This is a genomic window from uncultured Nocardioides sp. (assembly GCF_947488025.1).
Lineage (GTDB): Bacteria > Actinomycetota > Actinomycetes > Propionibacteriales > Nocardioidaceae > Nocardioides.
Map to the genome: position 1 here is coordinate 27,070 of NZ_CANKYS010000014.1, position 26,362 is coordinate 53,431.

At 73.2% G+C, this 26,362-nt stretch carries 28 protein-coding genes, 1 tRNA gene and 1 riboswitch; of the genes, 10 read left to right on the plus strand and 19 right to left on the minus strand.

The window, feature by feature from the left end:
* Positions 1–50: 50 nt before the first annotated feature.
* Genes Q1B24_RS18850 through Q1B24_RS18860 form a run of 3 tightly spaced genes read right to left on the minus strand, consistent with a single transcriptional unit; the run spans position 51 to position 1,641 of the window.
* Positions 51–518, minus strand: a complete 468-nt coding sequence (locus tag Q1B24_RS18850; RefSeq protein WP_299931558.1) for a PH domain-containing protein — start codon at positions 516–518, stop codon at positions 51–53.
* Positions 502–1,347 (minus strand): ATP phosphoribosyltransferase, encoded by an 846-nt coding sequence (gene hisG / locus Q1B24_RS18855; RefSeq protein ID WP_299931559.1) that lies wholly within the window; start codon positions 1,345–1,347, stop codon positions 502–504. Before hisG ends, Q1B24_RS18850 begins: the two co-directional genes overlap by 17 nt.
* Before the next feature lie 30 nt (positions 1,348–1,377).
* A complete protein-coding gene (locus Q1B24_RS18860) occupies positions 1,378–1,641 on the minus strand; it encodes a phosphoribosyl-ATP diphosphatase (RefSeq protein ID WP_299931560.1) in 264 nt (87 codons plus the stop codon).
* Positions 1,642–1,748: 107 nt separating this feature from the next.
* Between Q1B24_RS18860 and Q1B24_RS18865 the strand changes: the two genes are divergently transcribed.
* Positions 1,749–2,048, plus strand: a complete 300-nt coding sequence (locus Q1B24_RS18865; protein WP_299931561.1) for a DUF3072 domain-containing protein — start codon at positions 1,749–1,751, stop codon at positions 2,046–2,048.
* On the opposite strand, the gene ribH is transcribed toward Q1B24_RS18865, so the two are convergent.
* The 6 genes from ribH to Q1B24_RS18895 form a co-directional block, all read right to left on the minus strand.
* Positions 2,045–2,524, minus strand: coding sequence for a 6,7-dimethyl-8-ribityllumazine synthase (gene ribH, locus Q1B24_RS18870; RefSeq protein WP_299931562.1), 480 nt, complete (start codon positions 2,522–2,524; stop codon positions 2,045–2,047). The genes Q1B24_RS18865 and ribH overlap by 4 nt on opposite strands.
* Entirely contained in the window at positions 2,521–3,831 is a 1,311-nt protein-coding gene (locus tag Q1B24_RS18875) for a bifunctional 3,4-dihydroxy-2-butanone-4-phosphate synthase/GTP cyclohydrolase II (protein ID WP_299931563.1), read from the minus strand. The genes ribH and Q1B24_RS18875 overlap by 4 nt, the downstream gene beginning before the upstream one ends.
* Positions 3,828–4,529, minus strand: coding sequence for a nicotinamide riboside transporter PnuC (gene pnuC, locus Q1B24_RS18880; protein ID WP_299931564.1), 702 nt, complete (start codon positions 4,527–4,529; stop codon positions 3,828–3,830). The genes Q1B24_RS18875 and pnuC overlap by 4 nt, the downstream gene beginning before the upstream one ends.
* Positions 4,526–5,170 carry a riboflavin synthase gene (locus Q1B24_RS18885; protein ID WP_299931565.1) on the minus strand — a complete coding sequence of 215 codons (645 nt, stop codon included), beginning with the start codon at positions 5,168–5,170 and terminating at the stop codon, positions 4,526–4,528. The genes pnuC and Q1B24_RS18885 overlap by 4 nt, the downstream gene beginning before the upstream one ends.
* The gene (gene ribD / locus Q1B24_RS18890) at positions 5,171–6,235 is read right to left on the minus strand and encodes a bifunctional diaminohydroxyphosphoribosylaminopyrimidine deaminase/5-amino-6-(5-phosphoribosylamino)uracil reductase RibD (RefSeq protein ID WP_299931566.1); all 1,065 of its coding nucleotides are present in this window, start codon (positions 6,233–6,235) and stop codon (positions 5,171–5,173) included. It lies immediately after the preceding gene.
* A gap of 84 nt (positions 6,236–6,319) precedes the next feature.
* A riboswitch (FMN riboswitch) is annotated at positions 6,320–6,449 on the minus strand.
* Positions 6,450–6,549: 100 nt separating this feature from the next.
* Positions 6,550–7,893 carry a M20/M25/M40 family metallo-hydrolase gene (locus Q1B24_RS18895; RefSeq protein ID WP_299931567.1) on the minus strand — a complete coding sequence of 448 codons (1,344 nt, stop codon included), beginning with the start codon at positions 7,891–7,893 and terminating at the stop codon, positions 6,550–6,552.
* Positions 7,894–7,973: 80 nt separating this feature from the next.
* Between Q1B24_RS18895 and Q1B24_RS18900 the strand changes: the two genes are divergently transcribed.
* Positions 7,974–8,059: transfer RNA gene (locus Q1B24_RS18900), tRNA-Leu, on the plus strand.
* Positions 8,060–8,124: 65 nt separating this feature from the next.
* On the opposite strand, the gene Q1B24_RS18905 is transcribed toward Q1B24_RS18900, so the two are convergent.
* Together Q1B24_RS18905 and Q1B24_RS18910 are read right to left on the minus strand one after the other, a co-directional pair.
* Complete coding sequence (locus Q1B24_RS18905; RefSeq protein ID WP_299931568.1) at positions 8,125–8,580, minus strand: VanZ family protein; 456 nt, start codon at positions 8,578–8,580, stop codon at positions 8,125–8,127.
* Positions 8,581–8,612: 32 nt separating this feature from the next.
* Entirely contained in the window at positions 8,613–9,545 is a 933-nt protein-coding gene (locus Q1B24_RS18910; protein WP_299931569.1) for an SDR family oxidoreductase, read from the minus strand.
* Positions 9,546–9,657: 112 nt separating this feature from the next.
* On the opposite strand from Q1B24_RS18910, the gene Q1B24_RS18915 reads away from it, so the two are divergent.
* Entirely contained in the window at positions 9,658–10,509 is an 852-nt protein-coding gene (locus tag Q1B24_RS18915; protein ID WP_299931570.1) for a helix-turn-helix transcriptional regulator, read from the plus strand.
* 15 nt (positions 10,510–10,524) lie between these two features.
* On the opposite strand, the gene Q1B24_RS18920 is transcribed toward Q1B24_RS18915, so the two are convergent.
* The 3 genes from Q1B24_RS18920 to Q1B24_RS18930 all read right to left on the minus strand — a co-directional run bounded on the left by Q1B24_RS18920 (position 10,525) and on the right by Q1B24_RS18930 (position 13,608).
* Positions 10,525–11,457 carry a universal stress protein gene (locus Q1B24_RS18920; RefSeq protein WP_299931571.1) on the minus strand — a complete coding sequence of 311 codons (933 nt, stop codon included), beginning with the start codon at positions 11,455–11,457 and terminating at the stop codon, positions 10,525–10,527.
* Positions 11,458–11,528: 71 nt separating this feature from the next.
* Complete coding sequence (locus Q1B24_RS18925; protein ID WP_299931572.1) at positions 11,529–12,203, minus strand: hypothetical protein; 675 nt, start codon at positions 12,201–12,203, stop codon at positions 11,529–11,531.
* Between the two features lies 1 nt (position 12,204).
* Positions 12,205–13,608, minus strand: a complete 1,404-nt coding sequence (locus tag Q1B24_RS18930; protein WP_299931573.1) for an MBL fold metallo-hydrolase — start codon at positions 13,606–13,608, stop codon at positions 12,205–12,207.
* 133 nt (positions 13,609–13,741) lie between these two features.
* Between Q1B24_RS18930 and Q1B24_RS18935 the strand changes: the two genes are divergently transcribed.
* The 7 genes from Q1B24_RS18935 (at position 13,742) to Q1B24_RS18965 (ending at position 21,799) form a co-directional block, all read left to right on the plus strand.
* The gene (locus Q1B24_RS18935) at positions 13,742–14,719 is read left to right on the plus strand and encodes a nitroreductase family protein (protein WP_299931574.1); all 978 of its coding nucleotides are present in this window, start codon (positions 13,742–13,744) and stop codon (positions 14,717–14,719) included.
* Positions 14,720–14,743: 24 nt separating this feature from the next.
* Entirely contained in the window at positions 14,744–16,378 is a 1,635-nt protein-coding gene (locus Q1B24_RS18940) for a bifunctional 3'-5' exonuclease/DNA polymerase (protein ID WP_299931575.1), read from the plus strand.
* 62 nt (positions 16,379–16,440) lie between these two features.
* The gene (locus Q1B24_RS18945; protein WP_299931576.1) at positions 16,441–17,778 is read left to right on the plus strand and encodes a hypothetical protein; all 1,338 of its coding nucleotides are present in this window, start codon (positions 16,441–16,443) and stop codon (positions 17,776–17,778) included.
* Positions 17,775–18,284 (plus strand): hypothetical protein, encoded by a 510-nt coding sequence (locus Q1B24_RS18950; protein WP_299931577.1) that lies wholly within the window; start codon positions 17,775–17,777, stop codon positions 18,282–18,284. Before Q1B24_RS18945 ends, Q1B24_RS18950 begins: the two co-directional genes overlap by 4 nt.
* A gap of 100 nt (positions 18,285–18,384) precedes the next feature.
* Positions 18,385–20,085, plus strand: a complete 1,701-nt coding sequence (locus Q1B24_RS18955; protein ID WP_299931578.1) for a BCCT family transporter — start codon at positions 18,385–18,387, stop codon at positions 20,083–20,085.
* A gap of 10 nt (positions 20,086–20,095) precedes the next feature.
* Positions 20,096–20,680 carry a LysR family substrate-binding domain-containing protein gene (locus tag Q1B24_RS18960; protein ID WP_299931580.1) on the plus strand — a complete coding sequence of 195 codons (585 nt, stop codon included), beginning with the start codon at positions 20,096–20,098 and terminating at the stop codon, positions 20,678–20,680.
* A gap of 54 nt (positions 20,681–20,734) precedes the next feature.
* Entirely contained in the window at positions 20,735–21,799 is a 1,065-nt protein-coding gene (locus Q1B24_RS18965; protein WP_299931582.1) for an NAD-dependent epimerase/dehydratase family protein, read from the plus strand.
* Positions 21,800–21,823: 24 nt separating this feature from the next.
* On the opposite strand, the gene Q1B24_RS18970 is transcribed toward Q1B24_RS18965, so the two are convergent.
* From Q1B24_RS18970 to Q1B24_RS18990, 5 genes are all read right to left on the minus strand, one after another.
* Positions 21,824–21,976, minus strand: a complete 153-nt coding sequence (locus tag Q1B24_RS18970; RefSeq protein ID WP_299931584.1) for a hypothetical protein — start codon at positions 21,974–21,976, stop codon at positions 21,824–21,826.
* A 130-nt stretch (positions 21,977–22,106) separates the two neighbouring features.
* Positions 22,107–22,772, minus strand: coding sequence for a sulfotransferase (locus tag Q1B24_RS18975; protein ID WP_299931586.1), 666 nt, complete (start codon positions 22,770–22,772; stop codon positions 22,107–22,109).
* A 1-nt stretch (position 22,773) separates the two neighbouring features.
* Positions 22,774–24,210: a GuaB1 family IMP dehydrogenase-related protein gene (locus Q1B24_RS18980; protein WP_299931588.1), complete on the minus strand. Its 1,437-nt coding sequence runs from the start codon at positions 24,208–24,210 to the stop codon at positions 22,774–22,776.
* Positions 24,211–24,221: 11 nt separating this feature from the next.
* Positions 24,222–24,839, minus strand: a complete 618-nt coding sequence (locus Q1B24_RS18985; protein WP_299931590.1) for a hypothetical protein — start codon at positions 24,837–24,839, stop codon at positions 24,222–24,224.
* 33 nt (positions 24,840–24,872) lie between these two features.
* On the minus strand, positions 24,873–26,312 hold the full coding sequence (locus Q1B24_RS18990) for a pyridoxal-dependent decarboxylase (RefSeq protein WP_299931592.1): 1,440 nt from the start codon (positions 26,310–26,312) through the stop codon (positions 24,873–24,875).
* Between the last annotated feature and the right edge of the window lie 50 nt (positions 26,313–26,362).

Here is a 26,362-nt window from a genome sequence, read left to right on the forward strand (position 1 = left end):
CAAGCCGCCGTGGGTGACGAGCCGGCGACGGGCGACCGACGGCAGGGTGGCTAGCGGTTGCCGGATCCGCCGCGGTCGATGAGGGCGCGCAGCTGGCGTACGCCGTCGCGGGCGACCTTGCCGTCGGAGCCCTGGAACGCCATCGCGGGGATGGTGGTGCCGTCGGCGAGGTCGAGCGTGGCCCACGGCGCACCGGCAGGCAGGTGCACGCCGAGCACCTGCTCCCACTCCAGACGACGGGTGCGGAACCCGTTGACGACCACGAGGGCGGCCTGCTCGGCGGTCACGCGCGCCCGGCCGAGGGCCCAGCCGATGACGGCGGACCCGGCTCCCATCACGAGCAGGGTGAGCCGCTGCAGGATGTTGAACTTGGCCCGCGTCTCGTCGTCGAAGCCGAACCAGGCAGCCGCGCAGACGACGAGCAGCATGAGCCCGAACCCGATCACCGCGAACCGCACGCCCACCGGTCGCCAGGTGTGGGGCAGCGCCGGCGCGGCGCGCTCAGAGGCGGCAGGCATGGATGTCGGTGAGGAGGATGGCGCGGGCGCCGATCGACCAGAGGTCGTCCATCAGGCGCTGTGACCCGGCGCGCGGCACCATGACACGTACGGCCACCCATCCGGGCTTCCCGAGCGGGGAGATGGTCGGACCCTCACGACCCGGGGCCAGCTCGGTCGCGCGGTCGAGGTGCCGCTCCTCGATGTCGTAGTCCATCATCACGAAGCTGCGCGCCACGAGCACGCCCTCGATCCGGCGCCGGAAGACCTCGAAGTCCTCGGACACCTCGCCGCCGCGGGTGATGAGCACCGCCTGGGAGTCGAGGATCACCTCGCCGAAGGTCTCCAGGCCGGCGGCCCGCAGCGTCGACCCGGTCTCCACGACGTCGGCGATGACGTCGGCGACGCCGAGCTGGATGCTGGTCTCGACCGCCCCGTCGAGGCGGGTGACCGTCGCGTCGACGCCGTGGCGGAAGAGGTAGTCCTCGACGACGCCGACGTACGACGTCGCGACGCGCAGGCCGTGGAGGTCCTCCAGCGAGGAGTAGCGCCCGGCGGGGCCGGCGAAGTGGAACCGCGAGCGGCCGAAACCGAGGTTCATCACCTCCTCGGCCTTGGCTCCGGAGTCGAGGAGCAGGTCGCGGCCGGTGATGCCGACGTCGAGGGTGCCCTCGCCGACGTAGAGCGCGATGTCGCGGGGGCGGAGGTAGAAGAACTCGACGTCGTTCTCGGAGTCGACGAGCGCGAGCTCCTTGGAGTCGCTGCGCTGGCGGTAGCCCGACTCGCGGAGGATGTCGGTGGCGGCCTGGGACAGCGACCCCTTGTTGGGGACGGCGATACGGAGGGTCATGGCTGGCTCACTGGGTCACAGTCGCTGGGGTCACAGGTGGGCGTAGACGTCGTCGAGGGTCAGGCCGGAGGCGAGCATGAGCACCTGCGCGTGGTAGAGCAGCTGGCTGATCTCCAGCGCCGTCGCGTCCTTGCCCTCGTGCTCGGCGGCCATCCAGGACTCGGCGGCCTCCTCGAGCAGCTTCTTGCCGATGGCATGGATGCCGGCGTCGAGCTGCTGCACGGTGCCGGAGCCCTCGGGGCGCTCCTCAGCCTTGGCGGAGAGCTCCGCCCACAGGTCCTCGAACGTCTTCACGAGGAGCAAGCCTAGGCGCTGGCACCCGTGGCGCCGTCCACGGGGCCCGGGCGCGGACCACCCGTCGGAGTGGTGGCGCTGTCGGCGCCGCGGGCTACAGTCGCAGCATGAGCGAATCGAACATCTCTTCGAACTCCGACCCGACCACGGACCCGACCATCGACCGGACCACCGACACCGCACCCGGCGACCCGCAGCAGGAGGTCCTCGGCGGACCCCAGGGCGACAGCACGCGCAAGGACCCCGAGGAGTGGGTCACCGGCGACGAGCCGATGACCGGCGCCCAGCGCAGCTACCTCGACACCCTGGCCCGCGAGGCCGGTGAGCAGCTGCCCGCCGACCTGACCAAGGCAGAGGCCTCCGAGCACATCGACCGGCTGCAGTCGGCGAGCGACCGCACGAGCTAGCCCGCCCGCACCGCCCGCACCACGCGGGCGGTGTCGAGCGCGGCTGCGGTCGCCTCCCACCCCTTGTCCTCGGCCGAGCCGTCGAGGCCGGCACGGTCGAGCGCCTGCTCCTCGGTGTCGCAGGTGAGGACGCCGAAGCCGACCGGCACGGCGTGGTCGACGCTGACCTGGGTGAGGCCGTCGGTGGCGGCGGAGCAGACGTAGTCGAAGTGCGGCGTACCGCCCCGGATGACGACGCCGAGCGCCACCACGGCGTCGTACCCCTCGCGGGCGAGCGCTGCCGCGACCACCGGGAGCTCGAAGGTGCCGGGCACCCGGATCACCTCGGGCTCGGTGATGCCGTACGCCGCCAGCGCGCGCTCGGCACCGCCGACCAGGCCGTCCATCACCTGGGTGTGCCAGCTCGCGGCGACGACGGCGATCCGCAGGTCGCTGGCGTCGTAGGGCTGCGAGGTGGGTGCTCCGGCGCCGCTCATGCGGTCTCTCCTTCGTGCTCGGGGTGCTGGTCGGGGTGCTCGGCCTGGTGGTCGATCGCCACGTCGGGCAGGTCGACCGAGGGCAGGTGGTGGCCCATCCGCTCCGCCTTGGTGCGGAGGTAGGCCTGGTTGTGCTCGGTCGGACGAATGCTGAGCGGGACCCGCTCGGCCACGTGGATGCCGAAGTCCTCGAGGCTGGCCGTCTTGTCCGGGTTGTTGGTCATCAGGCGCACCGAGGAGATGCCGAGGTCGCGCAGCACCTGGGTCGCCGTGCCGTAGTGACGGGCGTCGGCGGGCAGGCCGAGGTCGAGGTTGGCGTCCACGGTGTCGCGGCCGCCGTCCTGGAGCTGGTAGGCCTGCAGCTTGGCGACGAGGCCGATGCCGCGGCCCTCGTGGCCGCGGAGGTAGACGACCACTCCCCTGCCCTCGGCGACGATCGCCCTCAGCGCCTCGTCGAGCTGGGGGCCGCAGTCGCAGCGCTCGCTGCCGAAGACGTCGCCGGTCAGGCACTCGCTGTGCACGCGGGTGAGTACCGGCTCGCCCGACTCGACGGCTGCGCCGATGTCGCCGTAGGCCAGCGCGACGTGCTCGCTGTCGTCGATGGTGATGCGGTAGCCGTAGGCGGTGAAGTCGCCGTGCCGGGTGGGCAGCCGCGTCTCGGCGACGCGCTCGACGTGGCGTTCGTGGCGCCGGCGGTAGCGGACGAGGTCCTCGATCGAGATCATCGCGAGGCCGTGCTCGTCGGCGAACGCCCGAAGCTCGGGTGCCCGCTTCATCGTGCCGTCGTCGTTGACCACCTCGACCAGCACTCCGGCGGGCGTCAGCCCCGCCAGCCGGGCGAGGTCGACGGCCGCCTCGGTGTGTCCGCGACGTACGAGCACGCCGCCCTCGCGGTAGCGCAGCGGGAACACGTGACCGGGGCGGGTGAGCTCCCACGGCTCGGTCGCGGAGTCGGCCAGCGTCCGCGCCGTGCGGGCCCGGTCGGCGGCGCTGATGCCGGTGCTCACGCCGTCGCGGGCGTCGACGGAGATGGTGTAGGCCGTGCGCAGCTTGTCCTTGTTGTGCGGGGTCATCAGCGGGATCTCGAGCCGCTCGAGCATGTCGCCCGGCATCGGCACGCAGATGACGCCGCTGGAGTGCCGGATGGTGAAGGCCATCAGCTCGGGGGTCGCCTTCGCGGCGGCGAAGATGATGTCGCCCTCGTTCTCGCGGTCCTCGTCGTCGACGACCACGACCGCCTTGCCGGCGGCGATGTCGGCGACGGCCCGCTCGACGGAGTCGAGCCGCACCCGGTGCTCGGCACTCACGCGGACACCGCCTCGGTGGTCCGTCCGGCATCGGTGGTGTCGACGACGGTGCGGCTGGCGCGCAGCCAGACCACGAAGCCGATCACCACGAAGACGGCGTAGAACAGGTACATCCCAGCCGTCGGGTAGTAGCCGGCCTGCACCAGCGTGGTCACGCCGACGATGTCGACGAGGATCCAGATGAGCCAGAACTCCACCCAGCCACGGGCCATGCCGTACGTCGCGAGCATCGATCCGGTGAGGATCCACGCCTCGGTGGTCGGGCCCCACGAGCCGAGCACCTGGGTCAGCAGGACGTACGCCGCTGCGTAGCCGACGACGCCCAGGACGAGCAGCTGGACGCGCTCGGCACCCGTCGCCCAGCGCGGCGCGATGGCGCCTCCGTCGGACGCGCCGCCCGAGCGTTGCACGTGCGTCCAGCGCCACCAGCCGTAGACGGACACCGCGGCGAAGAAGACCTGCCGGCCCGCCTGCCCCCAGAGGGGCTCGTCGATCTGGCCGGAGAGCTCACCGGTCGCGAAGACGGTGAAGAGCAGGACGTTGCCGACCAGGCCGATCGGCCAGGCCCACACGAGCCGCTTCATCCCGAGGATCGCGCTGGCGAGGCCGAACAGGTTGCCGACCACCTCGCGGGCACCGAGCTCTCCGCCCGGTACCGGGATCGTGCCGTGGATGAGCCACTGGAGCAGGTCCATCATTCTTCCTCGTCGCTGTCGGGGGTGTGGGTGCTGGTGGGTGTGGGGTTCGGGGCGTAGGCGCCGAGCAGCTTCTCGACGTGCTTGGCGATGACGTCGGCCTCGAGGTTGACCAGGTCGCCGACGCGGCGGCTGCCGAGCGTCGTACGGGCCAGGGTCTCGGGGATGAGGCTGACGGTGAAGCTGTCCTCGCGGACCTCGACGACCGTGAGGCTGACGCCGTCGACGGTGATCGAGCCCTTGTCGACGAGGTAGCGGTCGAGGTCGCCGGGCAGCGAGATCTCGACGACGTCCCAGTGCTCGCTGGGGGTGCGGGAGAGGACCTCGCCCACACCGTCCACGTGGCCCTGGACGATGTGCCCGCCGAGCCGCTTGTCGACGGTGACGGCGCGCTCGAGGTTCACCCGGTCGCCGGGCTCGACGCCGCGCAGCGACGTCTTGTCGAGCGTCTCCTGCATGAGGTCGGCGGTCCACCGGTCCTCACCGAGCTCGGACACCGTGAGGCAGCACCCGTTGACGGAGATGGAGTCGCCGAGCCCGGTGCCCTCGAGCACGGTCTCGGCCTGGACGGTGAGCCGGATGGCGTCACCCTGGTCGAGGACCTCGGCGATCGTGCCGAGCTCCTCGACGATCCCGGTGAACATTCAGTTCCTCCTGCTGGGGAGAGGGGTGGTCGTGCGGGGGGTCATGGTGAGGCGGACGTTGGTGTCCTCGCCGTCGTGGCCCTGCAGCACGTGCACGTCGTCGACGTGCAGGTGCCGGGCGTCGGCGATGGTGGTGATGCCCAGGTCGGCTACTGCGCTGGTGCCGGCGCCGAGCAGCATCGGGGCGACGTAGGCCACGACCTCGTCGACGAGTCCGGCGTCGAGGAAGGCCCGGGCGAGCGTGGGACCGCCCTCCAGGAACACGTGCTGGCGGTCCATCGCGAACAGCTGCTCCAACGCCTCCCCCGGCTCGCGGGTGCGCAGGCGCACGGTCTCGGCACGCTCGTTGAGCACGCGGCGGTCACTGCCCAGCTCGCGCAGTCCCATCACCGCGCGGAGCGGCTGGACCGGGAGGGGCTGGTCCAGCTCGTCGCGCACGGTGAGCTCGGGGTCGTCGACCTCGACGGTGTGGGTGCCGACGAGCATCGTGTCGCACAGGCCGCGGAGACGGTGGGTGTCGAGGCGGGCGGCCCGGCTGGAGACCCAGCGGCTGGTGCCGTCGGCCGCGGCGCTGCGCCCGTCGAGGGTGGCCGCGAACTTCCAGGTGACGAAGGGTCGGCGGTGCTCCATGGCGAAGCTCCAGACCCGGTTGACCGCGGCGGCCTCGTCGGCGAGCAGCCCGCCCACGACCTCGACGCCGGCCTCCCGCAGGCGGTCGGCGCCGCCCCGGGCGACCGGGTTGGGGTCGGCCTGCGCGTGGACGACTCGTCGTACGCCCGCGGCGAGGAGTGCCTCGCTGCACGGACCGGTTCGCCCGGTGTGGTTGCAGGGCTCGAGCGTGACGACAGCGGTGGTGCCTCGGGCTGCGTCACCGGCGGCGGTGAGTGCGTCGACCTCGGCGTGCGGCGACCCCGCCCCGCGGTGGAAGCCCTCCGCGACCGTGGTGCCGTCGGGGGCCAGCAGCACGCAGCCGACGCGCGGGTTGGGCCCGAGGGGGACGCCCGGCGTCGCGGCGAGCTGCAGCGCGCGCTGCATGGCGCGGCGCTCTGCCTTGCTGGTCGTCATCTCCGCCTCCGGTCCGGGTGGGACTCAGGGGGGCGGGCGACGGGGCACTCCCCCGCAGGACGCGAGGGGTGGCGTGCGAACCGTCAGCGTGCACTTCTCATCCGGACTGTGACCGTCGGTCCAGGAGTTCCACCTGGTCAACCGGCCACTGGCTGTGGTCGGGTCGCGGACTGTGACCGCCGGTGCGGAGTTCCACCGCCCCCAGAGCACGCAAGCTCTACGTGGTGGCAACTCTGCCACAGCGCGGTCCATTCCCGCGCCGCGGTCCGTCCGTCCGTCCGTCCGTCCGTCCGTCGAGGACCGGACCTGGTGGGTCAGACCTGGTCGAGGAACCGGTCGAAGACCCGTGCACCGAACTCGAGCGCGTCGACCGGCACCCGCTCGTCGACGCCGTGGAACAGCGCGGTGAAGTCGAGGTCGGCGGGCAGCCGCAGCGGCGCGAAGCCGTACGAGCGCATCCCGAGCTTGCGGAAGTGCTTGGCGTCGGTGCCGCCGCTCATCGTGTAGGGCGCCACGAGCGCGTCGGGGTCCTCGGCGATCAGGCTGCGCGTCATCGCGTCGACCAGGTCGCCGTCGTACGGCGTCTCCCAGGGCTGCTGGTGGGACTCGAAGTCGATCTCGATGCCGTCTCCCGCGAGCTCGCGCAGGGTCGCGAAGAACTCGTCCTCGTAGCCGGGCAGGAAGCGCCCGTCGACGGTGGCCTGCGCGTCGGTGGGGATGACGTTGGTCTTGTAGCCGGCGCGGAGCATCGTCGGGTTGGCGGTGTTGCGGATGACCGCGCCGAGCATGCGGGCGGCGTCACCGAACTCCTCGACCAGCGCCTCGGCGTTGTCGGGCGTGGCCTCCGTGCCGGCGAGCTCTCCCACCGTGGCGAGCAGTACCTCCATCGTCGGGGTGAGCCGCACGGGCCAGCGGTGGGCGCCGATGCGGGCGACCGCACCGGCGAGCCGGGTGACGGCGTTGTCGTCGTTGATCATCGAGCCGTGCCCGGCCCGGCCCCGCGCGGTGAGGCGCATCCAGGCCATGCCCTTCTCGGCCGCCTCGATGAGGTAGACGCGGCGACCACGCACGGTCGCGGAGAAGCCGCCGACCTCGCCGACGGCCTCGGTGCAGTCGGCGAACCAGTCGGCGTGCTGGTCGACGAGGATCCCGGCGCCGTGGTGGCCACCCGCCTCCTCGTCGGCGGTGAAGCAGAGCACCACCTCACGGTCGGGGGCCGCGCCGGCGGCCGCGCGGGCGCGCACGACGCTGAGCAGCATCGCGTCGAAGTCCTTCATGTCGACCGCGCCGCGGCCCCAGACCTGGCCGTCCTTGATCTCCCCTGCGAAGGGGTCGACCTGCCAGTCCGATGCCTCGGCGGGTACGACGTCGAGGTGGCCGTGGAGCAGCAGCGGAGGCCGGCCGTCGCCACCACCCCAGCGCGCCACCACGTTGGCCCGTCCGGGCCGGCCCTCGATGATCTCGGCGCCGATCCCGACCTCGTCGAGCAGCGCGGCGACGTGCTCGGCCGCCTTGCGCTCCCCCGGCCCGTCGTGGGTGCCGTAGTTGGAGGTGTCGATCCCGATGAGGTCCTGGCACAGCTGCACGACCTCCGCGGCGGGGTCGTAGGAGCGGTCGTCGGAACGGTCCTGCGAGCTGTCCTGGGGCGCCTGGTCCATGCCACCCATCCTGCCCCACGAGCGAGCACCGGCCCCGATTCGTTGCCACGGTGGGGCTTTGCTACATTTCTCCAGCACTCGTCCGGGTGGCGGAATTGGCAGACGCGCTAGCTTGAGGTGCTAGTGCCCGTATTAGGGCGTGGGGGTTCAAGTCCCCCCTCGGACACAGAAGGACACGAGCGAGCCCCAGGTCATCGACCTGGGGCTCAGTCGTTGTCGGGGTGGATCCGATCAGGCGCGTTGCGCCCGTTCGCGCCGCCGGCGCAGGGTGGCCGGGAGCGTGAGCACCATCGCCACGGCAATGCCCAGGAACATCCCGATCGAGTTGGCGGCGACGTCGCGGGGGTCGGGCACCCGCCCGGGGATCTCGCTCTGGACGCGCTCGATCATCGAGGTCAGCACGATCCCGGCCGCCAACGCGACGAACCACAGCCGGGTGCCGACGAGGAGCAGCAGGAACACCCCGAGCGGGACGAAGAGCCCGATGTTGGCGAGGAACTCGATGCGCTCGACGCTCAGCCGGCTGGTCAGCGGCTCCAGGTCGGGGTAGCGCTCCAGCCGGGCCAGGACGCGTCCGGCCAGGCCCGCGTAGTCGGGCTGCTCGTTGCCCGGGGTCAGCGTCACCAGCCCGACGAAGCCGAGGTAGAGCAGGGTCAGCAGGCTGAGGAACGGGTGGCGGTGCAGCACGGCGCCATCATCCAGTGCTCACCCTGAGGGCCTCACGCGAACCTGACGCCGGTGAGCTCCTCCGAGACCTCCCAGAGGCGGGCCGCGTCGGCGTCGCGCCGCATCGGTGGCCACAGCTGCTGCGGCCCCGGAGGGCCGCCGGCGTTGCCGGGCCACTGCGGCCCGTAGAAGCCGCCGTCCTCACCGGCCGTGGCCGCGAGGAGGGCGGGCAGCCGCGCGCTCTCGACCGTCCCGGCGACCAGTCCGCGCGCGGACAGCCAGCGGATCACCTTCACGCTGGTGGTGTCCGCGCTGCGTCCTACCTCGGGCCGGGCGGCGAGCAGGCTGGTCGGTGCGACGCCCGGGTGGGAGAGGTTGCTCGTCACGCCCCAGCCCGCCGCCGCGCTGCGGCGGGAGAGCTCGAGCCCGAACAGGCCGCAGGCGATCTTCGACTGGCGGTAGGCGGCCATGCCGTCGTACGACCTCTCCCAGCCGAGGTCGTCCCAGTTCATCCCGCCGCGCCGGGCGGCGATGCTGACCTGCGACGTGACCCGCCCGCGACCGGCCCGCAGCAGCGGCAGCAGGTGACCGGTGAGGGCGAAGTGGCCGAGGTGGTTGGTTCCCAGCTGCAGCTCGAAGCCGTCGGTGGTCACCTGTCGCTCGGGCGGGGTCATCACGCCGGCGTTGTTGATGAGGAGGTGGATCGGCTCGCCCTCGGCGACCAGCCGCCCGCCCAGCTCCGCGACGGAGGCCAGCGAGGAGAGGTCGAGGTCGTGCAGCACCACTCTCGCCCCGGGGACCTGGGAGCGGATGCGCTCGGCTGCCGCGTCGCCCTTGGTCCGGTTGCGGACCGGCATCAGGACCTCGGCGCCGGCACCGGCGAGGGCGGCGGCCATGCCGAGGCCCATCCCGTCGCTCGCGCCGGTGACGACGGCACGCGTGCCGTCGAGGTCGGGAAGGGGAAGGTCGTAGGTCTTGCGGGGCACGGGTGCTCCTCGGCTCGGGGTCGGTGTACCTCGAGGCTGCCCGCCGCGGCCGGTCCCATCCACGGCCTGACGATCCGTGGCTACGGCTGGGGCGACCCGTCAGGATGGCCGCATGATCGATCGCGTCGGACTGGCGGACTTCCTGCGCCGTCGTCGGGAGGCGCTGCAGCCCGAGGACGTGGGGCTGCCCCGGGGTGCGCGGCGCCGTACGCCGGGGTTGCGGCGCGAGGAGGTCGCGGCCCTCAGCCACATGTCGACCGACTTCTACTCCCGGCTGGAGCGCGAGCGAGGTCCGCAGCCGTCGGAGCAGATGGTCGCCTCGATCGCCCAGGGCCTCCACCTGTCCCTCGACGAGCGGGACCACCTCTTCCGTCTCGCCGGCCACCATCCGCCGGTGCGGGAGGCGGCAGGCGACCACGTCGGGCCGGGGATGCTGCGCATCTTCGACCGCCTGACCGACACGTGCGCCGAGATCGTCACCGAGCTCGGCGAGACCCTGCGCCAGACGCCACTGAGCGCCGCTCTGGTGGGCGACAACACCCGGTTCAGGGGTCCGGCCCGCAGCATCGGCTACCGCTGGTTCACCGACCCCGCCGCCCGACGCCTGCACCCGCCCGAGGACCACGAGCACTACTCGCGGATGTACGCCGCCGGGCTGCGCGGCGTGCTCGCCGTGCGCGGGCCGGGCTCGCGGGCGGCGCACCTGGCCGAGCTGCTGACCGCCCGGAGCGAGGAGTTCACGCACTGGTGGGCCGAGCACGAGGTCGGCATCCGACCGGCGGAGCTGAAGCGCTACGTGCACCCTGCCGTCGGGCTGCTCGAGCTGAGCTGCCAGGTCCTCCACGACCCGTTCCAGTCACACGCGCTGCTGGTGCACACGGCGACACCCGGGAGCCCGAGCCACGAGCGGCTGCAGCTCCTCACCGCCTTCGGGAGCACCGTCGACGTCGCCCCGGGGTCGTGACGCAGGACGCGTCCCTCACGTCTGCGGCGCCACCTCGTCGGCGCTGAGCTCCCAGTCGTCGACGTCCGCAGCGTCCGTGTCGACCGGCACCACCATGACCGGGCACAGCGACGACCGCAGGACCGCCCGTGCGAGAGAGCCGAGGTGCTCGGGGATCCAGCCGCGGGCACCGCGTCGTCCGATGACGACGAGGGAGGCGTTGCGCGAGTCGTCGACCAGCACGTCGGCCGGCCACTGGTGCCGTACCTCGACCTCCACCGGGACGGTGGGCCAGGCGTCGCGGCGGTCGGCGACGGCGGCGGCCAGCAACCGCTTCTGCTTCTCCCGCCACCCCGCGTCCACCCGGCGGGTGATGATCTCGTCGTAGGCCGCGTCGAGCCGCCACGCGTGGACGACGCGGAGCGGGGCGCCGGTGCGGTCGGCCCAGGTGAAGGCCGCCTCGAGCACCTGCCGCGGCACGCCGGCCTCGTGGACCCCGACCACCACCTCGGCCGGGCCGCCCGGAGCTGGCTCCCAGCCCGCGGGCACCGACGCCAGCGGGCAGTGGCACCGGGCAGCGGCCCCGTTGCTGGTGGAGCCGACGAAGAGGCGCTCCAAGGAGGACGACGACCGGTGCTGCACGACGACCAGCCGGGCGTCGCGGCTGAGCTCGACCAGCACCTGCGCCGGGACTCCGGCGACCGCCACGGTGTCGTGGGCGACAGGGCCGCCGACGAGCTCCTCGAGCTCCTCGGCCACCTCGGCGACGATCCGGGCCGACACCGCGATGGCCTCGGCGGGTGTGATCACGAGACCGGGCACGGTCGGCAGCGACACCCGGCCCACGTGCACCAGCACGATGCGGGCTCCCTCCCGGCGCGCGTGCTCGGCGGCGAAGCGCAGCGCCGACGTCTCTCGTCCACGTCCCGTGACGCCGACGACGACGGCCCCTGTGGTGCTGGTGTCCATCGTGTGCCTCCTGTTTCCCTCCCCCGTGCCTCCACCTCCACCGTGCTCCCCGGCGGCGTCGCGGGGCAGGGTCAGAGGTCCCTCCGACCGGGCGCACGAGTCCCCTCCTGGCGAACCCGCCCACCCCCACCGGCCGCTCCGACGAGCACGGCGGCCAGCACCGCGCCCAGCCAGCCGAGCACCAGGTCGCCGAGCGTGTCGGCGTACGCCGTCGATGCCTCGCCCGAGCGCGTCACGAACGCGTAGAACTCCCACAGCTCCCAGGCGAGCGACAGGGTCACCCCGGCCGCCACGGAGAGCTGCAGCCGCTGGCGCAACGGCGCCCGGTCCGTGCCGGTCAGCACGAGCACCGCTGCGCTGAGCGCGGCCGTGGAGACGAGGTGCATGGCGTCGTCGAACCACACCACCCGGTCGTAGAGGTCGAAGCGGTTGCCCAGCACGTCGGAGAAGGCGGGCACGGTGACCAACAGGTCCGCGCCCCAGGGATAGGGACGGCCGCGTCTGGATGCGAGGTGCAGGGCCGGCACCAGCAGGGCCAGCATGGGGTAGGTCAGGGCACGTGTGCCCGGCGCCTTGCCCTCGAGATTGCCCCAACCGGGATCGACCGCCACGCGGGTGACCGCGAGGAACAGCAGGGTCTTCGCGAGCAGGTCGGCCGCGACGACCCAGACCGGCGCCGCACGCGTGGCGGGGCCGACGGCCTTGTTCGGGCCGGCCGCCGCGGGGGTGGGGCGCAGGGTGCTCATCTCAGTCCACCAGCACCCGCTCGCGGTAGGACGGCACCACGGCGGTCCAGCCCAGCTCCTCCGACACCCGCCGGGCGAGCGCGACCGCCGAGCGGGGCTCACCGTGCACGACGTAGACGGTGCGCGGCGGCACCGGGGCCCGGCTGAGCCAGTCGATCGTCTCGTGCGCGTCGGCGTGGACGGAGAAGTCGGTGACCGTGACGACCTCCGCACGCACCGGCACGTAGTGTCCGTGGATCTTCACCTGGCGAGCGCCCTCGGCGAGCTGGCGCCCGCGCGTGCCCTCGGCCTGGTACCCCGTGAGCACGACACAGTTGCGGCGGTCGGGCAGCTGGTGGGCCAGGTGGTGCACGACGCGACCACCGGTCGCCATCCCCGAGGCGGAGATGATGATGCTGGGGGTGCGCGGCCTGTTGAGCCGCATCGACCCCTCCACGTCGTGGACGGACCGCACGTCCGGACCGTCGAGGTCGGCGAGCAGATCGCGTGCCTCGGGTCGGACCTGCGGCCCACCCCGCGAGGCGGCCCGCCGGTAGCAGTCCAGCGTGGCGAGGGCCATCGGGCTGTCGACGAAGATGGGCACGTCGGGGATGTCGCCCCGCTCCATCAACCGGCGCAGCTCGAGGAGGACCAGCTCCGTGCGGTCGACGGCGAAGGCCGGCACCAGCACGCTCCCGCCACGGGCGACCGTGCGCCGGACGGCCTCGGCCAGCCGCATCGGGTCCGGCGGCGGGTGCTGCCGGTCGCCGTACGTCGACTCGACCACGAGGGTGTCCGCCTCGGGGGGGTCGGCCGGGGGACGCAGGAGGGGGTGGTGCGGACGGCCGAGGTCGCCGCTGAAGGCCACCCGGTGCTCCCCCGCCCGCACCGCCGCCGTGGCGGAGCCGAGGATGTGCCCGGCCGAGCGGAGGGTGACGCTGACGCCGGGGCCCAGCGCGAGCGGGTGCTCGAGGTCGACCGGCTCGATCAGCTGCAGCGCCGCCTCCACGTCGTGGTCGTCGTAGAGCGGGAGCGCGGGGTGGTGCTTGGAGAAGCCCGCGTCGTTGGCGTAGCGCGCGTCCTCCTGCTGCAGGTGCGCGCTGTCGCGCAGCACGATGGCCGCCAGCTCGGCGGTCTCCAGGGTGCACGTCACGCGGCCACGGAAGCCGTCCTTGACCAGGCGCGGGAGGTAGCCGGTGTGGTCGAGGTGGGCGTGCGTCAGCACGACGTGGTCGATGCCCGCGGGATCGACCGGGAATGTCTCCCAGTTGCGTCGACGGTGGGTGGCCAGCCCCTGGTAGAGACCGGCGTCGACGAGCACCCGCACGCCGCCGGTCTCCAGCAGGAACCTGCTGCCCGTGACGGTGTCCACTGCGCCCAGGAACGTGAGGGCGGCGGTGGAGGTGGGGTCGTGCTCGGTCCTCATGACCCGACGCTAGGAGCCGGCGGTCCGCACCGGCAGAGCCCGACGGCCCAGCCGTGCGGGACCAACGGCACTGACGTACGACGTCGCGGGCGAGCACCCTCGGAGCAGGAACCACACCTGCAAGGAGCCGGCCATGACCAGCACCCGCCTCGTCCCCGTGGAGACGCTGCACCGGATCGTGGAGGTCGCGTCGCGAGCGCCCAGCGTGCACAACACCCAGCCGTGGCGGTGGCGCGGCGGCGCGCACACCCTCGAGCTGTACGCCGACACCTCGCGCCAGCTGCGCGAGACCGACCCCGACGGCCGCAACCTCACGCTGAGCTGCGGGGTGGCCCTGCACCACGCCCAGGTCGCGGCCGGTGCGCTGGGCTGGGAGACCCGGGTCGCCCGTCACCCCGACCCGGCGCAGCCCGACCTCCTGGCCTTCCTCGACCTCACCCCCGGCCACCTGCCCGCGACGGCGGAGGAGACGCTCACGGCCCTCGACCGGCGCTGCACCGACCGGCGACGCTTCACCGCCTGGCCGGTGCCCGAGGAGCGGCAGGCGCACCTCGCCCGCCTCGCGAACCACTGGGGAGCGAGGGCCGTCGCCCTGACCGACGAGTCGGAGCGCTTCATCGCCGAACGGCTGGTGCGGAGGGCCCACCAGCTGCAGTGGGTGAACCCGGCAGCGCGGGCGGAGCAGGCGAGCTGGCAGCGCCGCGGCTCCGACGACGGCGTGCCTGCGGGCGCCCTGCCCGGCGCGGACGACCTCGCCGGCGCTCACCCCCACCGCTTCCAGGGGGCGTGGGAGGACCGCGCAGCCCCTGACCTGGAGACGTCCGACGGACTCCTCGTCTTCTTCGACACCTACGACGACGCGCCTGCCTGGCTGCGTGCGGGTGAGGGCCTCGGCGCCATGTGGCTCGCCGCCACGACGGCGGGCCTCGCACTCGTGCCGCTGAGCCAGGTGATCGAGGTGCCCGAGACCCGGACCGCCTTCCAGGCCGAGGTGCTCGGCAGCCTGGCCCACCCGCTCCTGCTCGTCCGGGTCGGGTGGCGCTCGACCGGGCGACCCCTGCCGGCCCGTACCCCGCGCCGGCCCGTGTCGGAGGTGCTCGAGCTGGACTGACCCGCGTCGGGGAGGCTGTCCCCCATGACGCGCGTGCACCTGTCCCGCCTGCCGGGCGAGCGCGCCCTGGTGGCCGATGGCCGCACGAGCCACGAGGTCGCGCTCGCCGACCTGCCGGCCTACGTGGCCGCGCGCGAGGCGGACGGTCCCCGATGGGTCTGGGACGACACCGCCCGCTGGGCGCCTTCGCTGCTGGCGGCCGGCGTGCGGGTGGCGCGGTGCCACGACCTGCGTCTGTCCCGTCGACTGCTGTCGCGCGCGCCCGCCGTCGACATCACGCTCCTGGCCGGCGAGGACGCCGACCTCTGGGACCAGCTCGGGCCGGCGACCGTCTCCGAGCCCGTCCTGTTCAGCGGGCACGACGCGGTCGACCACCTGCGGGCCGACCTCGAGGACGCGCGCCAGCTGGCGGCGATCGACGCCTCTCCCGACGCCGCGCGTCTCCGGCTCCTCGTCGCCGCGGAGTCGGCCGGCGCCCTCGCAGCCGCCGAGATGACGCACGCGGGGGTGCCGTGGAGCGTCGAGGTCCACGAGGCGCTGCTGACCGACCGGCTGGGTCCGCGCCCGCCCCGCGGGGCACGACCGCGGCTGCTCGCGGAGTGCGCCGACGACGTACGCGCCCTGCTGGGTGCTCCCGGCCTCAACCCCGACTCCCATCCTGAGCTGCTCGCCGCGTTGCGCCGGGCCGGCATCGAGGTCGTCGACACACGCGCCTCGACGCTGCGCACGGTCGACCACCCGGCCGTCGAGCCGCTCCTGCGCTACCGGTCGCTGGCACACCTCTTCTCGACCAACGGCTGGGCCTGGATCGACGAGTGGGTGCGCGACGGGCGCTTCCGCCCGGTCTACCAGCCCGCCGGTTCGGCAACGGGTCGGTGGTCGTCCAACGGTGGGGGCGCGCTGTCCTTCCCGGTGCAGGTGCGGTCGGCGGCCGTGGCCGACGAGGGCTGGGCGCTCGTCGTCGCCGACGTCGCCCAGCTCGAGCCGCGGGTGCTCGCGGGGATGAGCGGCGACCGCGCGCTGGCGGGCGCCGCGCGGGGCACCGACCTCTACCAGGGGATGGTCGAGGCCGGGGCCGTCGCGACGCGCCAGCACGCCAAGCTCGGTCTGCTCGGCGCGATGTACGGCGCGACGAGCGGCGAGAGCGGACGGATGGTCGCCGAGCTGACCCGGCGCTACCCGCAGGCCTTCGGGCTGCTCGAGGAGGCGGCTCGCGCAGGCGAGCGCGGCCAGGCGGTCCGGACGCTGCTCGGGCGGGGCAGCCCGGCCCTCGGCGGGTCGTGGGACGAGTCGCCCGAGGCGCCTCCGGCGGACCTCGCCACCCTCGACCGTCATCGTCGCTCCTTCGGCCGGTTCACCCGCAACTTCGTGGTGCAGGGCACCGGGGCCGAGTGGGCGCTCTGCTGGGTCGCCGAGCTCCGCAACCGGCTCTGGCGGCTCGGCGACGGCAGCCTCGAGTCCCGGCCGCACCTCGTCCTCTTCCTCCACGACGAGGTGGTCGTGCACGCCCCGGTCGAGCTCGCCGACGCGGTCGCCGCCGAGATGACCGAGGCAGCGGCCACCGCCGGCCGGCTGCTGTTCCGTGAGCACCCGGTCGACTTCCCGCTCACCATCGCGGTCGTCCGTTCCTACGCCGACGCCGGCAAGCCGGGGACCTAGGTCCCCGCCCGCCCCGACCTTCGCCCCTGACCGTCGTCCACACCGAGGCGGAGCCTTGAGGTGTGCCGGAGACCACGATCCTGCAGCCCCGCACGAGCCCCGCCGTCGTGCCGAGCGGCCGCACGCGCGCCTCCGTCGTACGCCGCTTCGTGGGCGGTTTCTACCTCGTGATGGGCGGCATCAACGCCGGCATCGTCGCGGCGGACCCGGAGGCCTACCGCACCTTCGCCGACGAGTCCTTCTGGCCCTTCGTCACCGACACGTGGCGGTCCGTGGTGATGGCCCACCCGGTCGCCTGGATCCTGGCGCTGGCTGCGGGCGAGGTCGTGCTCGGTCTCCTGCTGCTGCGTGGTGGGCCGGCGGCCCGGGTCGGCTGGGCCGGCGTGATCGCGTTCCACGTCCTCCTGATGTCGTTCGGGTTCGGCTTCTGGCTGTGGTGCGTCCCCGCGCTGCTGCTGCTCGTGCCGGTCGCGCGCGCGGACTGGCCCGCGCTGGCCGGCGAGACGACCGCGACCTCCGCCCCCACCGCCCGGGAGGCTCCTCCCCCGCCCGCAGACGCTGCGCCAGGCCCGACCAGCACCGTGACGCGCTGGTCGACGTGGGCGCTCGCCGCCGCGGTGGTCGGCGCATCGCTCTACGGCCTCCTCGCCGAGACGCCGTACCGGTCGCTGCCCGAGGCGACCGTCGTGTCGGCGCGGGCCCAGGACGCCTGCAGCATGGTGGTCGCCGCGCTCCTGGTCCTCCTCGTGCGCCCCACGGTGTCGTCCAACGCATCCCACCTCGCACGGCTGGGGCTGCTCGCCTACCTCCTCTACAGCTACCTGATCTACGTCACCGGCGTCCCGATGAACCGCGTCTTCCTCGTCTACGTCGTGATCGTCTTTCTGTCCGGCGCCGGCCTGCTCGGCGGACTGCACCGCCTCGTCGAGCGGCCGCCGACCTCGACCGCCTCGCCCCGGCTGACCCGCGCCACCGGGTGGGTGCTGGTCGTCACCGCGGTGCTGTTCGCCGGGCTGTGGCTCTCGGTGCTCCTGCCGTACGCACTGGGCGGGCCCCGACCCGAGCCCGAGGGCGTCGGCGGCACGCCGTACCCCGTCTTCATCCTCGACCTCGCGGCGGTCCTGCCTGCGATCGCCGCCGTGGGAGTCCTCCTCCTGCGGCGTCGGGCGGTGGCGGGTGCGCTGGCGACGGTCGCCCTCCTCAAGATCCTCACGCTCTTCACCGCGCTGTGGGCCGGGCCCGTCCTGGCCCTCGTCACCGACGCCGACGTGCACCTGGGACCCGATGCGGTGCCCAGCCTGCTGCTGCTCGCGGCGAGCGCGTGGCTCACGGCACGGTGGCTGCGGTCCTTCCCACCTGGTCCACGGCCCGTCCCCGCACCCGAGAGGAGCACACCATGACCGCACTGGTGGTCCACGAGGCCCACTGGGGCAACACCCGTCAGGTGGCGCAGGCGATCGCCGACGGCCTCACCGACGGCGACGGCGGACCGGTGCAGGTCGTCGACGTCGCGGCTGCGCCGTCCCCGCTGCCCGACGGCGTCGACCTCGTCGTGCTCGGCGGCCCGACCCACGCCTTCTCCATGAGCCGGCCCGCGACCCGGCGCGACGCGCACGACCGCGGCGCGGAGGCCGGGCACGAGGGCCCCGGCATCCGCGAGTGGCTGGCCACCCTGCCCGCCGGCGACACCTCGTGCGCCGTCGCGACCTTCGACACGCGTGCCCAGCAGGTGCGCCGGCTGCCCGGGTCGGCGGCCCGCGCAGCCGGGCGGTTCGTGTCGCGCCACCGCCTCGGCACGATGGTGGCGACCGAGTCCTTCTACGTCGCGGACGCCCCCGGTCCGCTCGTCGACGGCGAGCTGGAGCGGGCGCGAGCGTGGGGCCGGGCCCTGGCCTCACGTGCGTAGGGCGCTCGACCGCGGCTCCGCTGTGGGCCTCGTCTCAGTGTGAGCGGGGGCCCATACTCCCGGTTTGCGCCATCGCGTCGTTCTTTGGTCTGGTCCTCGGATGGCCACCGGAATCGAGCATCCCCGAGACCTGCCCACACCTGACCTCGTCGACGACCCGCACCCCGCCCTGGACGCGGCCATCGAGCCCACCGTGCCTCGCGAGACGGGCGTGGACAAGCTCGTCTTCGGCGTCACTGCTGTCGTCAGCCTCGCCTTCCTCGTCTGGGGCTTCCTCAGCACCGACAGCCTCGCCGACGCCTCGGGCACCGGCCTCGGCTGGACGATGAGGAACGCGGGATGGCTCTTCGTGCTCACCTCGAGCGCCTTCGTGGTCTTCGTGATCTGGTTGGCGCTGGGCAAGTTCGGCAACATCCCGCTCGGCCGCGACGACGAGGACCCGGAGTTCCGGACCATCTCGTGGGTGGCGATGATGTTCAGCGCCGGCATGGGCATCGGGCTCATGTTCTACGGCGTCAGCGAGCCGATCAGCCACTTCGTCACGCCCCCGCCGGGCACCGGTGAGGCCGGGGACGCCGCGGCCGCGCAGCACGCGATGGCGACCACGATGTTCCACTGGACCCTGCACCCGTGGGCGATCTACGCGGTCGTCGGGCTCGCCGTCGCGTACGGCGTCTACCGCAAGGGACGCCTCCAGCTGATCAGCTCGGCCTTCGAGCCGCTCCTCGGTCGCCACGCCCACGGACTGGGCGGCAAGGCCATCGACATGTTCGCCATCTTCGCGACCCTCTTCGGCTCCGCCACCTCGCTCGGTCTCGGCGCCCTCCAGATCGAGTCCGGCCTGCAGATCGTCGCCGGGCTCGGCGACACCGGCAACGCCGTCCTCGTCGGCATCATCGCCGTCCTCACGGCAGCCTTCGTGCTCTCCGCCGTCTCCGGCGTGGCCAAGGGCATCCAGTGGCTGTCCAACATCAACATGGTCCTCGCCGTGGCCCTCGCCCTGTTCGTGTTCATCGTCGGCCCCACCGTCTTCATCCTCAACCTCGTCCCCACCTCGATCGGCAGCTACTTCGCCGACCTGCCGATGATGGCCGCGCGCACCGCTGCCGAGGGCGACGAGGTCAGCACCTGGCTCTCGACGTGGACCGTCTTCTACTGGGCGTGGTGGCTGTCGTGGACGCCGTTCGTCGGCATGTTCATCGCCCGCATCTCCCGTGGTCGCACCATCCGCCAGTTCGTGACCGGTGTGCTCCTCGTCCCCAGCATGATCAGCGTCGTGTGGTTCTGCATCTTCGGCGGTGCGGCCATCGACCTGCAGGAGAAGGGCACCGACATCGCGGGCGCGGGTGGGCTGGAGAACCAGCTCTTCAGCACCCTCGAGGCCTACCCCCTCGCCACGGTCTCGAGCATCGTGGTCATGGTCCTGGTCGGCATCTTCTTCGTCTCCGGCGCGGACGCCGCCTCGATCGTGATGGGCTCGCTCTCCGAGCGCGGCACGATCCACCCGAGCCGTCCGACCGTCATCTTCTGGGGCGTCGCGACCGGTGCCGTCGCGGCGGTCATGCTGCTCGTCGGTGGCCAGGACGCCCTCAGCGGGCTCCAGACCATCACGGTGATCGCGGCGCTGCCCTTCGTGCTCATCATGATCGGCCTGGCCGTGGCCCTGGTGAAGGACCTCGCCCAGGACCCGCTGGTCGTGCGTCGCAAGTACGCCATCGAGGCCGTCGAGGCCGCGGTCATCACCGGTGTCACCGAGCACGGCGACGACTTCGTCCTCTCGGTCGAGAAGAGCGAGGCCTAGGCTCCGTCCCATGACCACCGACCCGCTCCGCATCGGCTTCGTCACCGGCGCGACTCCTGACAAGTGGGCCCGGCACTGGCGCGAGCGCCGGCGCGAGCCGCTGGAGCTCGTGCCGGTGACGGAGGCCGACCAGCTGGAGGGGGTGCGGGACGGCAGCCTCGACATGGCTCTCGTCCGGCTCCCGGTCGACCGCGACGGACTGCACTGCGTCCGGCTCTACGACGAGCTGCAGGTGGCCGTGGCCTCCCGCGACCACGTGCTCGCCGCAGCCGACGAGGAGGTCACCACGGCCGACCTCGTGGACGAGCAGCTGGTCCGCCCGCACCCGAGCGGGTGGACACCTGCGGCGGACCAGCTCGACTGGCCGCCGATGACCGAGCGGGAGGCGATCGAGACGGTCGCCGCCGGCACCGGCATCGTCGTCGTACCCATGTCGGTGGCCCGGCTCCACCAGCGCAAGGACGTCGTCACGCGTGTCGTGACCGACCTCGAGCCCAGCGCGATCGCGCTGGTCTGGCGCATCGACCGGGACGACGAGGTCACCCAGACGTTCGTCGGCGTGACCAAGGGACGTACGGCCAACACGTCGCGCTGAGGCTGTTCCCGGGGCCGGAGGTCTGCGCGGCGCGGGACGGGGTACAGGTCGCGCATGCGCATCGTCATCACCGGAGCCAGCGGCAACGTCGGCTCGGCCCTCGTCCGGCGGCTGGCCCAGGACGGCGAGCACGAGCTCGTCGGCGTCGTCCGGCGACCGCCGGACGACGACGTGCTGCCCGCGATGGAGTGGGTGGCCGTCGACCTGACCGACGAGTCGGACACGCCCGCGCTGCGCGCCGCGTGCCGGGGCGCCGACGCAGTCGTGCACCTCGCGTGGGGGTTCCAGCCCTCGCACCGGGAGGAGCACCTGCGCGAGCTCGGGGTCGGTGGCACGGGTCGCGTCATCGACGCAGTGGTGGCCACCGGGGTCCCGCACCTGGTGCACATGTCGTCGGTCGGCGCCTACTCGCCCAAGCGGGACGACGCCCCGGTCGACGAGACGTGGCCCACCGGCGGGGTCCCGACGTCGATGTACAGCCGGCACAAGGCCGCCGCCGAACGGCTGCTCGACGCCCTGGAGGTCGACGCGCCGGACGTGGTCGTCACCCGGGTGCGGCCCGGGATCATCGGCCAGCGCAGCGCCGGCAGTGCCCTGCTGCGCTACGGGCTGCCCGCCCTGGTCCCTGCCGGGCTGCTGCGCCACGTGCCGGTGCTGCCGATCGACGAGGGCCTCGTCATCCCGATGGTCCACGCCGACGACGTCGCGGATGCGTTGGCCCGGGTGCTGGGGGCCCGCACAGCGGGCGCGTTCAACCTGGCCGCCGAGCCGCCGGTCACCGCACAGGACGTGGCCGACGTCCTCGGCGCTCGACTCGTCCACGTCCCGTCCCGCGCGGTGCGCGCTGCCGTGTCGGCCAGCTGGCACGCGCGGGTGCAGCCGCTCGACCCGGGCTGGATCGACATGGGCTTCGCCGTGCCCCTCCTCGACACCATGCGGGCCCGGACGGAGCTGGGGTGGGCGCCGTCGGCGGACGCGACGTCGGTCCTGGCCGAGACCCTCGCCGGCATGCAGGACACCGCCTCGTCGGGTACGCCGGTCCTCCGGCCGCGCAGTGTCGCGGGTGGTCTCCTCCGCGCCCTGCGTCGCGGACCGGTCAGTCGCCGCCGGGAGCCGTGAGGGCGCACGGGCGCCAGCTCGCGGTCAGGAGCCGAGGACGGACACCAGCACCATGGTCCCGACCATCAGCAGCAGGAGCGGCATGAGCACCCAGAAGTACTGCGTGTCGATCCACTTCTTCTTCTCGTCCGGGTCCCACGGACCCTGCGGTCGGTCGCTGCCGGGGTTGATGAGCATGGGCTCAGCCTCGCACAACCCGCTGCGTACGGGGCCGCGTCCGGACCGGGGCCCCTTGCCGGTGACCAGGAAGGCCGGTGTGCGAAGGCGGAGGACTCGACCATCGACGCCCAGTCGAGGGCGGACGCAGTCAGTCCCGGTGCTTGCCCCGGCGCGAGTGGGGGGTGGCGAGCACGGACTCGACGCGGTCCTGGTCGTAGACCTCGCCCAACCAGTCGAAGAGCCCGCGCAGCACCTCGGGATCGGCCACGTAGTCGTCGTAGTGGACGCGGTAGGCGGCGTCGCCCAGGCCGGCCACCGTGCCGAGGATCTTGTCCTCGATCGCCCGCACCTGCGCCAGCGGGTCGTCCTTGTGCGTCCAGTAGTTGCTGGCCGCGACGTCCTCGAGGTTGCGGGTGTTGACCACGAAGCGTGCGCCGGGGAACACCTGGCGCAGGAAGTCGACGTAGTCGGGCAGGTCGTCGTCGTACCAGCGGATCTCCTTGTAGCCGGTGACCCGCGTGTCGTGCTCGGGCCGCAGCAGGGTCGCCTCGGCCAGCGCACGGATGTGCTGCAGCGACGCCGCCTCGGGGAACGCCTCGATCCCGAACCACGGGTGCGTCGGCTGGCTCGCACGGGCCGGGTCGACGCGTGCCCGCTCGGTCAGGCCGCTGCGGTGGAAGTCGTAGAGGTGCCGCATGGCGTGGCGGTTCTCCCCGCGCAGCAGCCAGCCCGGGATCGAGTTGAGGATGCCCATCAGCAGCGTCGAGCCCGACCGGCCGTAGGTCATCACGAAGACGTGCTCCAGCTCGCGCACGTCACCACGACTTCTCGAGCGGGCGGCCCTCGTGGAAGCCGGCGGCGGACTGGACGCCCACGAGCGCGCGCTCGTGGAGCTGCGTGAGGTCGCTCGCACCGGCATAGGTGCAGGCGGACCGGACGCCGGAGCAGATCTGGTCGATGAGGTCCTCGACGCCGGGGCGGTCGGGGTCGAGGTACATCCGCGAGGAGGAGATGCCCTCCTCGTAGAGGCCCTTGCGCGCGCGGTCGTACGACGACTCGCCGGAGGTGCGGTTGGCCACGGCCCGGGCCGAGGCCATCCCGAAGGACACCTTGAACGGCCGGCCGTCGGCGTCGAGCATCAGGTCGCCCGGCGACTCGTGCGTGCCGGCGAACCAGGAGCCGATCATCACCGACGAGGCGCCCGCGGCCAGCGCGAGGGCGACGTCGCGCGGGTGGCGCACTCCCCCGTCGGCCCACACGTGCTTGCCGAGCTCGCGGGCGGCGGTGGCGCACTCCAGGACTGCGGAGAACTGCGGCCGACCGACGCCGGTCATCATCCTCGTGGTGCACATGGCGCCGGGCCCGACGCCGACCTTGACGATGTCGGCGCCGGCCTCGATCAGGGTGCGGGTGCCCTCGGCCGAGACGACGTTGCCGGCGGCGACCGGAACCGTCGGCGACAGGGCGCGGACCGCCCGCAGCGCCTGCACCATCCGGTCCTGGTGGCCGTGGGCAGTGTCGACGACGAGGCAGTCGACGCCCGCCTCGAGCAGCATGGCGGCGCGGTCGGCGACCTCACCGTTGACGCCGACCGCGGCGGCGATCCGCAGCCCCCCGGACGGATCGGCGGCCGGCGTGTAGAGCGTGGCGCGGAGGGCGCCGAGCCGGGTCAGCACGCCGACCAGCTCGCCCGTGGCGGACACGGCGACCGCGAGCGGCGCCTTGGCCCGCTCGATCGCGTCGTAGACCTCGCGCGGGTCGGCGTCGGCCTGGACCGTCACGACGTCCTGGTTCATCACCCTCGACACCTGGGCGAATCGGTCGACGTCCGCGCAGTCGGCCTCCGAGACGACCCCGACCGGTCGCCCGTCCTGCACCACCACGGCCGCCCTGTGCGCCCGCTTCGGGATCAGTGAGAGCGCCTCGGCGACGGTCTGGTCGGGTCGCAGCTCGATCGGGGTGTCGAAGACCCGGTGTCGCTGCTTGACCCACCGGACGACGTCGGTGACCACGGGGATCGGGATGTCCTGCGGGATCACCGTGATGCCCCCGCGCCGCGCGACCGTCTCGGCCATCCGCCTGCCGGCGATGGCGGTCATGTTCGCGACGACGAGCGGCAGGGTCGTGCCGGTGCCGTCGTCGGTGGCGAGGTCGACGTCGTAGCGGCTCGCGACCGAGGAGGCGCGCGGGACCATGAAGACGTCGTCATAGGTCAGGTCGTGGGGCGGCGCTGCGCCGTCGAGGAACTGCACGTGTCTGGACTCTACGCGGCCGGCAGGTGCTTCGGCCGCAGCCCGGCGTCCGCCAGCTCGAGCGCCGCGAGACGTCGTACGACGTCGGGGTCCCGTTGGCGCCACGCCCCGGCCGGGTCGTCACTCACCTTCGCCAGCACGTGCATCGGCTGGTGGGCGAGCGCGCGGAGGGCGAAGAGGTCGAGGTCCTCCGAGGCGTCGATGAACCTCGCGCCGGCCGTCGCCTCGCGGATGAAGCGCCACCTGAGCGGCAGGTGGATCGCCGAGACGATGAGGATCGGGATCAGCGCCACCGACAGGCCGAGCAGCAGCGCCAGCTGCTCGACCGCCTCGACCGTGTCGCGGCCCGCGGCGGCGAGACCGTCGGACGCGGCGGCCGCCCGGTCGAACGGCACCGCCAGCTCGTCACCCACCAGCGGCGCCTCCCCCAGCTGACCCCCGGCGTCGCGCAGCTGCTCGGCCATCGACGTGGCCGCCGAGTCGGTCTGGCGGGCGGGCTCGGCCAGCTGCGCCGTGCCGTCGTGGACGGCCATCCCGATCCAGACCCAGAGCACCAGCCACGCGACGAACAGGAGGTCGGCGAGCACCTGCAGCGTGCGGCGGAGCGGCGTGTCGGCGAAGAGCTTCATGACGCCACCCTGCCAGTCCGGATCAGGTCCGGGTCACCCCTGCGCGCCGGCCGCGTGCTGCAGCGCCCGCCACGTGCGGTCCACGTCCGCCTCCGTCGTGCGCCAGCTGCCCACCGCCAGCCGGATGGCCGCCCGGCCCTCGACCGTGGTGTGCGAGAGGTAGGCCTCCCCCGAGGCGTTGACGGCCTCCATCGCGGCCAAGGTCTGCTCGTCGCCGGCAGCGAGCCGGAAGACCACGAGCGAGAGCGAGGGCTGGGTGACCATCTCGAAGCGGTCGTCGGCCGCGACCAGGTCGGCGACGTGCCGGGCGAGCGCGACGCCGCTGCGGACGTGCGCGCGCAGGCCCTCGAGCCCGTAGGTGCGCAGCACCGCCCACAGCTTGATCGCCCGGAACCGGCGTCCGAGCTGCGGGTGCCAGTCGCGGTAGTCGACGACCTCGCCCGACTCCGTGGCGGCGTTGCGCAGGTACTCCGGGAGGATCGACAGGGCCCCGGTCAGGGCGGCCCGGTCACGCACCCAGAAGGTGCTGCAGTCGAAGGTCGTCAGCAGCCACTTGTGGGGGTTGGTGACGAACGAGTCCGCGGCCTCGACGCCGGCCAGGACGTCGCGGTGCTCGGGGCACACCGCAGCGACGCCCGCCCACGCGGCGTCCACGTGCAGCCACACGCCCCACTCGCGCACCACCTCCGCGACCTCGGCGATGTCGTCCATCGCACCCGTCGAGGTCGTGCCGGCGGCGACGTGCACCATCACCGGACGCAGCCCCGCCTCCACGTCGTCGACGACCGCGGCGCGCAGCTCCTCGACGTCCATCGCCTGGGTCACCGGGTCAACGGCGATCGTGCGGACGGCGTCCTCGCCGAGGCCCGCCATCATCGCCGCCTTCACCAGTGACGAGTGCGCCTGCGTGGAGCCGTAGACGCGCCAGCCGGCGTCGCCGACGCCGTGACGTCGTACGTCGCCCGCGCTGGCGCGGTGCAGCGCGGACAGCAGCGCGGTGAAGGTCGCGGTGGACGCGGTGTCCTGGATGACGCCGCCGCCCGGACCGTCGCTCCGGAACGCCTCCGGCAGCCCGAGCGCCTCGGCGAACCAGTCCAGCACCACCTGCTCGACCTCGGTCACGGCCGGGCTGGTCGCCCAGATCATCCCCTGCGCGCCGATGCCGCTGGAGAGGAGGTCGCCGAGGATCGCGGCGGGTGAGGAGTTGGCCGGGAAGTAGGCGAAGAACCGCGGGTGCTGCCAGTGGGTGAGGCCGGGCACGACGACCCGGTCGAGGTCGGCGAGCAGGGCGTCGAACGGCTCGCCGTCCTCCGGCGCCGACGCCGGCAGGAGGCGTCGTACGTCGCCGGGCGCGACCTGCGCGCGGACCGGCAGGTCGTCGAGCGAGGCCCAGTAGTCGGCGATCCAGTCGATGGCGGCGTGCCCGTGGCGGCGGAACTCCTCGGGCGTCATGTGGGCTGGCTGGTCCGGCATGGGCAGAACGTACTCGGAACGGTTGAGCGCGGGTACTCAGCCCGGATCGG

Bases quoted from the DNA above. Each gene is read 5' to 3' on its own strand.
- Q1B24_RS18885 (WP_299931565.1), bottom strand. From the start codon at position 5,170: ATGTTCACCGGGATCGTCGAGGAGCTCGGCACGATCGCCGAGGTCCTC.
- Q1B24_RS18940 (WP_299931575.1), top strand. From the start codon at position 14,744: ATGACGCGCGTGCACCTGTCCCGCCTGCCGGGCGAGCGCGCCCTGGTG.
- Q1B24_RS18955 (WP_299931578.1), top strand. From the start codon at position 18,385: ATGGCCACCGGAATCGAGCATCCCCGAGACCTGCCCACACCTGACCTC.
- Q1B24_RS18930 (WP_299931573.1), bottom strand. From the start codon at position 13,608: ATGAGGACCGAGCACGACCCCACCTCCACCGCCGCCCTCACGTTCCTG.
- Q1B24_RS18915 (WP_299931570.1), top strand. From the start codon at position 9,658: ATGATCGATCGCGTCGGACTGGCGGACTTCCTGCGCCGTCGTCGGGAG.
- Q1B24_RS18950 (WP_299931577.1), top strand. From the start codon at position 17,775: ATGACCGCACTGGTGGTCCACGAGGCCCACTGGGGCAACACCCGTCAG.
- Q1B24_RS18920 (WP_299931571.1), bottom strand. From the start codon at position 11,457: ATGGACACCAGCACCACAGGGGCCGTCGTCGTCGGCGTCACGGGACGT.
- ribH (WP_299931562.1), bottom strand. From the start codon at position 2,524: ATGAGCGGCGCCGGAGCACCCACCTCGCAGCCCTACGACGCCAGCGAC.
- Q1B24_RS18925 (WP_299931572.1), bottom strand. From the start codon at position 12,203: ATGAGCACCCTGCGCCCCACCCCCGCGGCGGCCGGCCCGAACAAGGCC.
- Q1B24_RS18865 (WP_299931561.1), top strand. From the start codon at position 1,749: ATGAGCGAATCGAACATCTCTTCGAACTCCGACCCGACCACGGACCCG.
- Q1B24_RS18960 (WP_299931580.1), top strand. From the start codon at position 20,096: ATGACCACCGACCCGCTCCGCATCGGCTTCGTCACCGGCGCGACTCCT.
- Q1B24_RS18970 (WP_299931584.1), bottom strand. From the start codon at position 21,976: ATGCTCATCAACCCCGGCAGCGACCGACCGCAGGGTCCGTGGGACCCG.
- Q1B24_RS18990 (WP_299931592.1), bottom strand. From the start codon at position 26,312: ATGCCGGACCAGCCAGCCCACATGACGCCCGAGGAGTTCCGCCGCCAC.
- Q1B24_RS18895 (WP_299931567.1), bottom strand. From the start codon at position 7,893: ATGGACCAGGCGCCCCAGGACAGCTCGCAGGACCGTTCCGACGACCGC.
- pnuC (WP_299931564.1), bottom strand. From the start codon at position 4,529: ATGATGGACCTGCTCCAGTGGCTCATCCACGGCACGATCCCGGTACCG.
- ribD (WP_299931566.1), bottom strand. From the start codon at position 6,235: ATGACGACCAGCAAGGCAGAGCGCCGCGCCATGCAGCGCGCGCTGCAG.
- Q1B24_RS18965 (WP_299931582.1), top strand. From the start codon at position 20,735: ATGCGCATCGTCATCACCGGAGCCAGCGGCAACGTCGGCTCGGCCCTC.
- Q1B24_RS18850 (WP_299931558.1), bottom strand. From the start codon at position 518: ATGCCTGCCGCCTCTGAGCGCGCCGCGCCGGCGCTGCCCCACACCTGG.
- Q1B24_RS18985 (WP_299931590.1), bottom strand. From the start codon at position 24,839: ATGAAGCTCTTCGCCGACACGCCGCTCCGCCGCACGCTGCAGGTGCTC.
- hisG (WP_299931559.1), bottom strand. From the start codon at position 1,347: ATGACCCTCCGTATCGCCGTCCCCAACAAGGGGTCGCTGTCCCAGGCC.
- Q1B24_RS18935 (WP_299931574.1), top strand. From the start codon at position 13,742: ATGACCAGCACCCGCCTCGTCCCCGTGGAGACGCTGCACCGGATCGTG.